11 protein-coding genes are annotated in these 11,066 nt (G+C 67.9%); 2 read left to right on the top strand and 9 right to left on the bottom strand.

Features of this window, described 5'->3' with window-relative positions; translation table 11 throughout:
• Positions 1–11: 11 nt before the first annotated feature.
• From G398_RS0114435 to ybeY, 3 genes are all read right to left on the bottom strand, one after another.
• A complete protein-coding gene (locus G398_RS0114435) occupies positions 12–743 on the bottom strand; it encodes a YebC/PmpR family DNA-binding transcriptional regulator (protein ID WP_026854122.1) in 732 nt (243 codons plus the stop codon).
• A 124-nt stretch (positions 744–867) separates the two neighbouring features.
• Positions 868–1,587 (bottom strand): hypothetical protein, encoded by a 720-nt coding sequence (locus tag G398_RS0114430; RefSeq protein ID WP_026854121.1) that lies wholly within the window; start codon positions 1,585–1,587, stop codon positions 868–870.
• A gap of 85 nt (positions 1,588–1,672) precedes the next feature.
• Positions 1,673–2,353: an rRNA maturation RNase YbeY gene (gene ybeY / locus G398_RS20520; RefSeq protein ID WP_245576320.1), complete on the bottom strand. Its 681-nt coding sequence runs from the start codon at positions 2,351–2,353 to the stop codon at positions 1,673–1,675.
• 284 nt (positions 2,354–2,637) lie between these two features.
• Here ybeY and rsmG point away from each other — a divergent pair, with 284 nt between their 5' ends.
• On the top strand, positions 2,638–3,222 hold the full coding sequence (gene rsmG, locus G398_RS19975) for a 16S rRNA (guanine(527)-N(7))-methyltransferase RsmG (RefSeq protein WP_052572060.1): 585 nt from the start codon (positions 2,638–2,640) through the stop codon (positions 3,220–3,222).
• A gap of 40 nt (positions 3,223–3,262) precedes the next feature.
• On the opposite strand, the gene G398_RS0114415 is transcribed toward rsmG, so the two are convergent.
• From G398_RS0114415 to G398_RS19970, 3 genes are read right to left on the bottom strand one after another with little or no spacing between them, the layout of a single operon-like run.
• The gene (locus tag G398_RS0114415) at positions 3,263–4,426 is read right to left on the bottom strand and encodes a LysM peptidoglycan-binding domain-containing protein (protein WP_084512781.1); all 1,164 of its coding nucleotides are present in this window, start codon (positions 4,424–4,426) and stop codon (positions 3,263–3,265) included.
• A 32-nt stretch (positions 4,427–4,458) separates the two neighbouring features.
• On the bottom strand, positions 4,459–5,370 hold the full coding sequence (locus G398_RS0114410) for a PfkB family carbohydrate kinase (protein ID WP_026854119.1): 912 nt from the start codon (positions 5,368–5,370) through the stop codon (positions 4,459–4,461).
• Between the two features lie 24 nt (positions 5,371–5,394).
• Entirely contained in the window at positions 5,395–6,159 is a 765-nt protein-coding gene (locus G398_RS19970; protein ID WP_026854118.1) for a Smr/MutS family protein, read from the bottom strand.
• A 210-nt stretch (positions 6,160–6,369) separates the two neighbouring features.
• Between G398_RS19970 and G398_RS0114400 the strand changes: the two genes are divergently transcribed.
• Positions 6,370–7,020 carry a hypothetical protein gene (locus G398_RS0114400; RefSeq protein WP_026854117.1) on the top strand — a complete coding sequence of 217 codons (651 nt, stop codon included), beginning with the start codon at positions 6,370–6,372 and terminating at the stop codon, positions 7,018–7,020.
• A gap of 72 nt (positions 7,021–7,092) precedes the next feature.
• Here the strand turns inward: G398_RS0114400 and G398_RS0114395 are convergent, their stop codons facing one another.
• The 3 genes from G398_RS0114395 to G398_RS0114385 all read right to left on the bottom strand — a co-directional run bounded on the left by G398_RS0114395 (position 7,093) and on the right by G398_RS0114385 (position 10,996).
• Positions 7,093–7,950, bottom strand: coding sequence for a hypothetical protein (locus tag G398_RS0114395; RefSeq protein ID WP_026854116.1), 858 nt, complete (start codon positions 7,948–7,950; stop codon positions 7,093–7,095).
• A gap of 31 nt (positions 7,951–7,981) precedes the next feature.
• Positions 7,982–8,986 (bottom strand): hypothetical protein, encoded by a 1,005-nt coding sequence (locus G398_RS0114390; protein ID WP_026854115.1) that lies wholly within the window; start codon positions 8,984–8,986, stop codon positions 7,982–7,984.
• 81 nt (positions 8,987–9,067) lie between these two features.
• On the bottom strand, positions 9,068–10,996 hold the full coding sequence (locus G398_RS0114385) for an ABC-F family ATP-binding cassette domain-containing protein (RefSeq protein WP_026854114.1): 1,929 nt from the start codon (positions 10,994–10,996) through the stop codon (positions 9,068–9,070).
• Positions 10,997–11,066: the final 70 nt, after the last annotated feature.

Genomic DNA, 11,066 nt, shown 5'->3' with positions numbered 1-11,066 from the left:
GGCACGGAACCTCAGTCTTCGGGCTCCTCGTAGTCCCCGTTGTGCCACACATTCTGCACATCGTCGTTGTCCTCCAGCAGGTCCACGAGCTTGAGGAAGCTGGCGAGCTTGGAGCCCTCGAGGGCGGTGCTGGTGCTGGGGGCCATGATGATCTTGGCCTCGATGACGGGGAGCTTGGCGGCGTCCACGGCATCCTTCACGGCCTGGTAGGACTCGGGGCTGGTCTTGATGACCCAGGCATCGCCCTCGTTGGCCACGTCGTCGGCGCCGGCTTCCAGGGCCACCTCCATGACCTTGTCCTCGGAGACTTCAGGCTCCACCACGATCTGGCCTTCCTTGGTGAACAGGTAGGCCACGGAGCCCTGGGCGCCCAGCTCGCCGCCGAACTTCGTGAAGTAGCTGCGGACTTCCGGAGTGGTGCGGTTCTTGTTGTCGGTCATGGCCTCCACGAGGATGGCCACACCACCTGGACCGTAGGCCTCGTAGACGACTTCCTCATAGGTCACGCCCTCGAGTTCCCCGGTGCCCTTCTTGATGGCGCGCTCCCAGTTGTCCTTGGGCATGTTGCTGCCCTTGGCCTGGTCCACCGCCAGACGCAGGCGGGGATTGCTGTTCACGTCGCCGCCGCCGAGGCGGGCGGCCACCGTGATCTCCTTGAGGATCTTCGTGAAGAGCTTTCCGCGCTTGGCGTCTGCGGCGCCCTTCTTGTGCTTGATGGTGGACCATTTGTTGTGGCCGGACATGGGGGGTGCTCCTTCAGTCGTTCGTTCAACTTGGCTCAGCAACCGCTCCGCGTTTGCTGAGTATGGGAAAAATCTTTTCAATACCTGCGAGATCGTCGCGCAGCGGCGATGTCGCGGGCCGGCCTCAACCTCTGAGCGCGCGCCGGGAAACCCGCGCGAAGGCCGGGGCCTCCTGGCGGATCATGGGGCGCTCGAGCATGAACTGGTACCACTGCTCGCCGTAGACCTTCATCTTGAGGGCCTTGCCGTTCTGCAGCAGGTTCCGGTTGGTGATGAGCCGCTCGTCGCCCTTGCAGATGCCGAGGCCCTGGTTGAGGATCTCGATGGCCCTGTCGCGCTCGCCCATCTCCACCAGCACGTAGGCATAGACGGCATAGAGCAGGCTCTCCTTCTTGCCGGTCTTGAGGGCCAGGGCGAAGGTCTCCTTGGCCTTCTTCTTCTCGCCGCGCTTCCACTGGAGGATGCCCAGCATGGCCTTGGCGATGTAGTGCTGCATGGACGCGGAGGCCAGCAGGGGCTCGGCCTCGTCGTTCTTCTTGCGGAGGTACTGCACCACGCCGATCTGGCCGTCGATGCTGCCCTTCACGAGGAACTGCCGGGGGGCGAAGCGGTAGCCCTCCTTCATCACCTCGATGGCCTTCTCGAACTGCTGCTTCTTCAGCAGGTCGCCCGCGCGGGTGAAGATCTTCTCGAGCTCCTGCTGGACCTTGCGGCCCTGCCAGATGAAGAGGCCGGCCCCGGCGAGGAGGCCGATGGGGATGCTGATCCACAGCTTGATGCTGAGCAGGGTGGACAGCAGGATCACGGCGAGGGCGGCGCCCAGGCCGAGCAGGAGGTTGATCACGAAGGCTCCGTCGAGGCCCGCGGCCGGGCCAAAGGGCCATTTTATCGGCCCCCGGGCTCATTTTCCATGCGGAGGTTCGGAACGGTCAGGCGATGACGCCGCTGCGGGAGGGGCTGGGGCGGCGGCGGCGGACCACCCGCTTGACGGCGGGCGCGACGGCGGCCTCCTTGCGGGGGCGGCCGGGACCCCGCTTGGCGGCGGGCTCCTTGGGTTTGGCCACCTTGCGGACCTTGACCTTCTTCTCCTTCTTCACGCGCTCCCGGCGCACGAGGGCGGCGGCGGCCCGGCCGGTCACCACGACCCGGGTGCCGTCCTTGAGCTTCTTGACCTTGCTGCCGGGCTTGCGGCCCCGCTTGAGGCTCATGGAGAGAGGTTCCGTTTCCAGCAGTTCCCGTTCGAGCTGGGCCTGCAGTCCCATCATCTCCCCCTGGTCCTTTTCATGATCGTGGCCGCAGAGGTGGAGGAAGCCGTGGATCACCAGCGTCTCGACTTCACGCCGGCGGCTCACGCCGAACTTCTTGGCCATTTTATCGGCGGTGGGAAGGCTGATCACGATGTCGCCAAGGTGTGGAAACGCTCCCTTCTCCGCACTTGACGGGAAGCTGAGGACATCTGTCGTCATGTTTTTCCCGCGGTGCTCGCGGTTGAGTTTTCTCATGCCACGATCGTCCACATAAGTCAGCGAGACGCCCTGAGCCTGCGGAGCAAGCCGATCCCGAAGGTTATGGAGGAGCTTTCCAAGTGACTGCTCGCCGGGCCCGCGCATTTTGCTCCGGCTCGACCAATCGATCTGGAAGGGCAGCTTGGTCTCAGTCATGGTCTGCTCCTGTGGAAGATCAATCAAAGGGGGTTCATCATGAGCGCTATTGGCCCATTCGTCAATCTCAAGGTTCTAGGTTCACGAATTGCATCAATGCTGGCCGCTCAGATGATAGAGCCGGCCAGTGATCAATCACAGCCGAAAATACACAAAAAGATTGAATACAAAGAAGAAGTACCCAAATTGAGGGTGTTTCAACCTTCAAGGCCGAACCCTGGCATCCTGAGGGGATGGAGCCCCGCCTGCCCGCCCCCCTCACCGAGCCCCTGGGCCGCTACCTGGACCTGCTGGACCGCTGGAACCGCACCCACGCCCTGACCTCCCTTCCCAAGGGCGAGCGCTGGGAGGAACTGCTGCTGGATGCCGCCGCGCTCCTGCCTTTCCTCGAGCCCCTGGCCCCCGGGAGCCGGGTGGCCGACCTGGGGACGGGCATGGGTTGCCCGGCCGTGGTGCTGGCCCTGGCCCGCCCGGACCTGGAAGTTCTCGCGGTGGACGCCTCCGCCAAGAAGCTGGCCTTCGTCCGGCAGGCGGCCCTGGAGCTGCCGGTGGCCAACCTCAAGCCGGTGCACGGCCGCCTGGAGGACCTGCCCCCCCTGGCGGCGGACCTGGGGACGGCCAAGGCCCTGGGCTCCCTGGAACAGCTGGCGGGTTGGTGGGCCCGGCATGGGAAGGCGGGCGCGTCCTTCCTGGCCCTCAAGGGGCCGGACTGGACCTCGGAGCCCCTTCCGGCGGGCTGGGAGGCCACGCCGCATCCCTACGCCCTGCCCTCGAGGGGGCGGCGGGTGGTGGTGGCGTTCCGGCGCACCGACGGCTGAGGCCCCCGAAGGGGCCCCAGGTCCAGGGAATCCGGCTCGGCTAGCGGGTCAGGGTGTCGCCCAGGAGGATCTCCTCCGTGGTCCTGAGCAGGCGGCAGGTGGCCGTCTGGGCATCCGTGCGCACCACGAGGGCCTGGCCGATGTAGTGGGTGGTGGTTTCCGTGGCGTTCTTCGGGTGCTCGTCGGGGCCCACGGGGAAGGTCCTGGTGCGGACGGCCAGCAGCACGTCGCCCACCTTCAGGCCATCGTTGGTCCCCTTGTCCACGATCACCATGTCGCCGTTGGCGGTGTGCTGGTGGGCGTCCCGGGCGAAGACCACCACCGGGGAGTTCGGCGCCACCTTCACGGGGTCGGTGATGTCCTTGCGGAGCTGGAGGGGCATGTTGGCGGGCTCGGTGAACCGCACCAGGTGGTCACCGACCTCCACGCCGTCGAGGCAGCGCTCGATGATGGCCACGGACCCCTTGGGCTGGGGCGTCACCACCCGGATCACGCCCACCTGCTGCACCACGTCGCCCAGCTTGTGCTTGGTGGCCGGGTGCTTGATCTTGCGGGCCACGGTCTTGAGGATGAGGAAGCGGTCGCCGACCTTGACGCCCTGTTCGCTGCCGCCGTTCATGTAGACGGTCTCGCCCTCGGCGAGGTGCTGGCGGTCATCCCGCCGGTTTCCGGTGAGGGTGAAGGCGCCCTGGTTCTTGTAGTGGGCTTCGGCCCCGTCCGGCGCGAAGAAGGGCAGCTGGATGAAGTCCTGGAAGGCGAAACCCAGCTCGGGCCGCCGGAGGGCGCTGGGATCGGCCCGGCGCCGGTCGGGCTGCAGGCCCGAGACGGACTCGGGAACGGAGCCGGCGGTGGCGACGGCGCGGGTCATGTCGATGATCAGGGGGTCCCCGGGGTAGATCCAGTGCGGATCCTTGATCCACTGGTTCAGCTCCCAGATCTGGGGCCATGCGTAAGGATTGCCCAGATACTTCCCGGACAGGTCCCACAGGGTGTCCCCCTTCTCCACGATGTGGGTGCGGGAGCCTTCTGGGACCGTGATCTCCTTGGGATAATCCCACTTCGAGCTGTGGGCCTCCACCTTGATCGTGCCAGCGGGTTCCTGGGCCACAAGGCCGGGAACCGCAAGAGCCAGGGCCACGAAGAGGCCGGGCGCCATCGCGAGGGCGCGCCGCCGACCGACAGACGGACGATTGGGCTGGTGCATCAGGGACCCCCAGGGGATGTAGGTGGTGCTGATTATAGGTCTTCGACGCGGATCATATCTGAAAATAATGCCAATCGGTTGCGAACTTCATCCTGCGAGATCTGCTCCAGGCGTTCCGTGGAGAACTGCTCCACGGTGAAGCTGGCCATGACCGACCCCACCAGGGTTGCATGCTTCAGGGCGGTCACATCTGCCCGCTCGATCCAGGCCAGGTAGCCCAGGAAGCCCCCGGCGAAGGTATCGCCGGCCCCCGTGGGATCGAAGACGTTCTCCAGGGGGTAGGCCGGCGCGGCGAAGATCCCCTCGGGCGTGAAGAGCGCCACACCGTACTCGCCGCGCTTGACCACGAGGGTGCGCGGACCGAGGGCCTGCACCTTCCGGTAGGCCTTGATGAGGCTGTACTCCTGGGTGAGCTCCCGCACCTCGGCGTCGTTCACCAGGAGGATGTCCACCTCCTTGAGGACCGCGTCCAGGGCCGGGCGGCTGCCCCGGATCCAGTAGTTCATGGTGTCCAGGGCGATCCACTTGGGCCGCCGGGCCATCTGGCGCACCACGTCCAGCTGGAGGGTCGGATCGATGTTGCCCAGGAACAGGTAGTCGCACTCGCGGTAGCTGGCGGGCAGGTCGGGCTTGAAGTCCGCGAAGACATTGAGGTCCGTGGCCAGGGTCTTCGCCTCGTTCAGGTCGTAGCCGTAGGCGCCCTTCCAGCGGAAGCTCAGGCCTGGAACCCTGGACAGGCCCGCCAGGTCGATGGGGCGGCCCTCGAACACGCGCAGCTGGTCCGGGCCGAAGTCCTCGCCCACCACGGCGACGATGCGCACGGGATGGAAGCGGCTGGCGCTCAGGGAGAAGTAGGTCGCCGAGCCGCCCAGGGCCCGCTCGCGGCGGCCGAAGGGCGTCTCCAGATCATCAAAGGCCACACTGCCGACCACCAGCAGACTCATCGGGGGCACTCCATCACGTTCGGATCAGGGCTGGGAAGAGGTGAAATAGAGCAGCCAGGCCTGGCTGCCGCCCATGGGGACCGGCGCCTGGGCGTAGCGGGCCACCATGGGCGTTTCGCCGGAGGCCAGCAGGGCCAGCAGGCCCTCGTGAAGCGCCGGATCCGCGCCCAGGATCACCTGGAGGCTGCGCCAGCCCAGCACGAGGCCGTCGCCCAGGCGGTCCTTCAGGCGTTCCATGGCGTCCTGGAGCGTGTGGCCCCGCAGGTCCAGCACCCCATCCACCTCGATGGCCATGCCGGCGGCCAGCTGGAACCGGACCGGCGCCTGGGCGGGGGCGGGCACTTCCGGCGCGGCGGGGAGGTGGTCTGGAGCGGGAATGGGGGCAGGGGCAGGTTCCTCGGGTGCCTCGGCGGCCGGGGGCGGGGGGGCCGGAGCCGGCGGCGCAGGCGCTGCCGAGGGGGGCACGGCCTGGCCTTTGGGCCCGCGGGCCAGCGGCTTCAGTCCCTTCAGGTCCTTGAGCGCCTCCTCGAAGGTCTCGGGGGGCGGAGGCGGGGGCTCCGGCGCGCCCGTGGCGGGAGCCGCAGGAACCGCCGGCGCGGCGGCCTTCGCGGGGCGGGGGGCCGAGGGCTTCAGTCCCATGGCCGAGAGGAATACCGCGTCCTCGTCATCAAGGCTGGTGGCCCCCTGGGGCTTCGGCGCGGGTTTGGGGGGCGGCTTGGGCGCGGGCTTGGCTTGCTCCTCCGGGCCCAGCTGCTGCTTCAACTTCGCCAGATCCTGCTTCCACGCCATGAACCATCCTCGTCCTGTCCAGAGTAGGCCATCGCGGTCCCGACCCAAAGCCTGCTGTTGCAATCCCGCACGGGGCCGAGGCAAAACGCCGCGATCGCCGCGTGGCCTCAACCGGAGTATGCTGCGCTGGATCCAAGGGGTGACGCCGTTTGCCGTAAGCTGGCACGCCCTTCGCTCCGTAGCATCCCTGCCACACCCACTGGAGGCCCCATGCGCCGAACCACGATGCTCCTGCTCCCCCTGCTCCTCGCTTCGGGCGGGGCGCTCCGCGCCCAGAGCCCGCACATCGGATTCAGCCTGAACCTGCTGTTTCCCACCGGGGAGTTCTCCAGCAAGACCTACCCCGCCTACTACAGCCCCTCCGCCGGGTACACCATCCCCCCCCAGAAGGAGACCTACGACGTGGGCTTGGGCGGCAGCTTCACGGTGAGCTTCCCCGTGGACCGCAGCCTGGCCATCCGCCTCAACCTGAGCGGCTCCGCCGAGAACGGGACCAACCGCGCCCCCGGCGAGACCACCATCAACCTGCGCCACTCCCAGTTCAACCTGGGCGGCGACCTGCAGATCTTCCCCGACGGCACCGCCTACCGGCACCGGGGGCTCTACTTCGTGGTGGGCGTCTCCGCGGACTTCGAGCAGTTCGATCGCAGCTTCGGCGACCCCCTCTACGACTACACGGACACCACCCGGAAGAGCCGGATGGGCGGTTCCATCGGCCTCGGGCACAGCTTCGGCTACGATGCCGGCGCCCGGTTCACGCTGGAGGCCACCTTCCACAAGACCCTCACCAGCCATGATGTGGACGCGGGCGATCCCCCCGCCACGGACTTCGTGAAGGTGGGCTTCGGCTTCGTGTTCTGAGCGCCGTCCACTGCTCCAGAAAAGAAGAAGCGGCCCCGGGGCCGCTTCTTCTTTTCTGGAGGATGGGAAAGGCTACTTCCTCGCCTTCCGCTTTTTTGCGGGCTTGGGGGCGGGTTCCTCCTCCTTGCCCATGAGGCCGTTCAGGAGGCGGGTGACATCCTTGTTGGCGGGGTCGAGCTTCTGGAGGCGGCGGGCGTAGGCCAGGCGCTCCTGCCGGGGGCGGGCATCGTCGGCCTTCACCTGCTCCACCTTCCCGGCCACGAAGCGCGTGGTGCCGCCGGCTTCGGCAATCTCCGCCTTCTCCCGCTCGAGGAAGGCCTTCCAGTCCGCGGCGGCCTTGGTGGTGCTGGCCTTGGTCTGGCGGAGCCGATCGAGGATGCCGTCGATGTCCTTGAGGGCACGCTCGCTGTGGGCCAGGGCCGCCTTCTGCTCGTCCATGAAGATCCGGAGCTGCTGGCGGAGCTTCATCTGGTCCTGGTTGAGGCCCGGGGCCTCGTCCAGTTCCCGGAGCCGGGGGGCCTGCTTGTCCATGGCGTCCCGGAACTCGCGGACCTTGACCTCATGCTCGGCGCGGGTCTTGGCCAGCAGGGGCTCCGCGGTGGCGAGGTTCTCCTCGGCGGCGGCCTGGGCCTTCTGCAGATGGACGACCGCGTCCTCCCAGCTGCCCTCGGCCACGCAGGCCCGGGCCGCCATGCTGCGGAGGGCCGTCAGGGCGTGCATGTCGTTGTAGTCGGAGGGATTGACCGTAAGCCCCTCGCGGCCCAGGAGGGCCTCCACTCCCCGGCGCACCGAGGTGGCGTCCCCCCGGTCCAGCTGGATCTCCCAGGGTCCCCGGACCTCCTTGAAGCGGTCCGTGAGGCTCTGGGCGCCCAGGCTGGCGGCCAGGCTGGCGCTCAGCGCGCAGGCAAGCAGGAATCCGAGGCGGCTCATGGTCGCTCCCTCCGGTACGTATGCGGCTTGATCACTTCTTCTTGCCGGCCTTCTTGGCGGGCTTGGCATCCTTGGCAAAGGCGTCCTTGCCCTGCTTCAGGTTGTCCAGGGCCTTGCTGGCCGTGGCGTTGCCGGGATCCAGCACCAGCAGGCGGTTGAGGAAGGCGGCCTGGGCCTGGGCGCCGTTCAGCTTGGTGATGTTCTCGTGGTTGCGGAGCACCGCATCCACCCAGTTCTTCTTGCCGACGATCTTCACCTTCTTCATCACCTGCTCGGTGTTGAACTTGGTGATCTCGTCGTTCTGGGTGGCCAGCACCTCCTTGGCCTTGGCCACGGAGGTCTCGGCGGCCTTGATCATGCCGTCGGCTTCCTTGCGGTTGTCGGCGATCACCTTGAGCACCTTGGGGGCGTTCGCCAGGTTCTGCTTGTGGACGGGCAGGGCGGCGTTGATCTGGGCCAGTTCCTGCTCGTCCTGGCCGATCTTGGCGCCGCGGGCGTTGAACTCGTCGGCCTCCTTCTTGGTGAGCTTCTTCTTGCCGGACTTCAGCTCCTCGTACTCGGCCTTGAAGGCGCTGATCACAGGCTCGAGCTCCTTCTTCCGGGGCTCGCCCTTGGCGATGTAGTCCTGCGAGTCCTTGGCGGCCTTCTCCCACTGGGCGGCGAGGGGGGCCTGGGCCTTCTCCAGGTCCGCCTTGATGTCCTGGGCGGTCTTGAGGCGCTTCTGCTGGATCTCGACGGCCTTCTCCCACTGGCCGGCCTCGGAGGCGGCGTTGGCCCACAGGCGGTAGAAGGACAGCAGCCCCTGGGCGTTGTCCATGCTCTGGCCGATGGTCTGGAGGTTGGCGCCGTTGAAGGCGGGACGGGTGGCGGGGATCATGCCCTCGACCTTCGCCATGGCCTCGGCGGCCTGGTAGTTCTTGAGCATCTGGTTGATGCCGGGAAGTTCAGTGTTGAACTTCTGGGTCAGGTCCACGGGGGCAGGGCTCTGGGCCACCAGCGCCACCGCGGGGAGGAGGAGGAAGGGCATCGGGCGCATGGGCACTCCAAAAAAAGTCCAGAAAACAGGGTAGCGAAAAGGCCCCGGGCCCGCCCGCCCGAAGGTCAACTTGTGATGGGATCAGCCTTCCTGGCGCTTCTCCTCCAGCTCCAGCCATTCCAGCTCCAGGACTTCCAGCTCGGCCTTGAGGGCTTCCCGGTCCTTCAGGGCCTGGTGCCCCGGGGCGTCAGGGCGGAGGAAGGCCGCAGGGTCGGCCAGGATGCCGTCAAGCGCGGCCTGGCGGGCATGGAGACCCTCCAGGGCCAGCTCCACCTCCGCGAGGCGGCGCTGCTCCTTCTGGGAGAGGCCGGGCTTGCGGGCCCGGGTGGGCTCGGCCTTCGCGCCGGACCGGGGGGCCTCGGCCTTCGGGGGCTCCTGGGCGGCGGCCCGGGCCTCCCGCAGGCTGCGCACGGTGGAGGGGGCGCCTTCGTAGAGCTCCCAGCGGGGCGCGCCGGCGGCGTTCCAGGCCAGGGTGTGGGTGGCCACCTGGTCCAGGAAGAACCGGTCGTGGCTCACGAGCAGCAGCGTGCCCTGGAAGCCCAGCAGGGCCTCCTCCAGGTTCTGGAGGGTGGGGATGTCCAGGTCGTTGGTGGGCTCGTCCAGCACCAGCAGGTCCGCGGGGCTGAGCATGGCCTTGGCCAGGAGGAGCCGGTTGCGCTCGCCGCCGCTGAGGGTGGCGGCGGGCCGGGCCTGCTGGTCCACGGGGAAGCCGAAGCGGGTGAGGTAGACGTGGGCCAGCACGGTGCCGTTCCCGGAGCTGACCACCGCGGCGCGGTCCGCCAGGTTGTCGAGGATGCTGCGGCCGCCGTCCAGCTCGCCGCGCCCCTGGGAGATGGTGGTGGTGGCGAGCTTCGGATGGCGGACCACCTCGCCTCCGGCGGGCTCCAGGTCACCCAGCAGCAGCTTCAGCAGGGTGGACTTCCCGCAGCCGTTGGGGCCCAGCAGGGCCACACGCATGCCGCGCTGGAGGCTGAGGTCGAGGCCGTCCAGCAGCTCGGGCCCGCCGGAGTAGGCGAAGCGCAGACCCTCGGCGCGGATGAGGGCGTCGCTGCGGTTGCCGCCGGCGGCGAAGGAGAGGCCCTGGCGCACCTCCAGGCGCGTGCGGTCCTCCACGGTGTCCTTGAGGTCGAGCACCTCCTGGATGCGCAGCTTGGACTTGCGGGTGCGGGCCTTGGCGCCGCGGCGCAGCCAGGCCATCTCGCGGCGCAGGCGGTTCTGCATGTGCTCCGTGAGCCGCGCCTCGCGGAACTCCCGGTCCGACTTCTCCAGCAGGTAGTCGCTGTAGCCGCCCTCGTAGCTGCGGAGTGTCCCCTCATCCAGCTCCAGCATGCGTGACACCACCGCGTCCAGGAGGTGCCGGTCGTGGGTGATGAGGAGGAGGGCGCCCTGGTAGGCCTGGAGCCAGGCCTCCAGCTTCTCCACCTGGTCGGGGTCCAGGTGGTTGGTGGGCTCGTCCAGCACCAGCACGTCCGGCTCCTTGAGCCAGGCCTGGGCCAGGGCCACGCGCTTGCGCCAGCCGCCGGACAGGGACTCCACTTCGGCCTCGAGGTTCTCCAGGCCCCAGGTGGTGGCCGCGGCCTTGAGGCGCGGCTCGAGATCCCAGCCCCAGCGCTCGATCTGATGTTCCACACTTTGCAGTTCGTCAAGGAGGCGGGCCTCGGCCTGGCCCTCGGCGCCATGGAGCCCTTCGTGGATGGCCTGGTGGCGCGCCAGCAGGGCCGCGTGATCTCCCAGGGCCGCCTCCAGGGCCTGCCGGACGCTGGCGCCGGGGACGAAGTGGGGCTCCTGGCTCAGGCGGGCGATGCGCAGGCCCTGGGTGACCACCACCTCCCCGGCATCGGGGCTCTCGTCGCCGGACAGGAGCCGGAACAGAGTGCTCTTTCCCGCGCCGTTGCGGCCGATGAGGCCCACCTTCTCGCCCTGGAAGAGACCGAGGCTCAGTCCCTCCAGAATGGGTGTCGCGCCGTACCGTTTCGTGACATTGATCAAACTCAGGGCGATAGAAGGCAAGAAGGGCTCCTAAGACCTTCCAGAATCCCATGGAAGGCGTGATCCTTGCCGGCAAAGAAATGCGAGAGGC

The organism is Geothrix fermentans DSM 14018, from assembly GCF_000428885.1.
Lineage (GTDB): Bacteria > Acidobacteriota > Holophagae > Holophagales > Holophagaceae > Geothrix > Geothrix fermentans.
The sequence above is the reverse complement of the archived record's forward strand: the minus strand, read 5'-3'. Positions and strand labels throughout refer to the sequence as shown.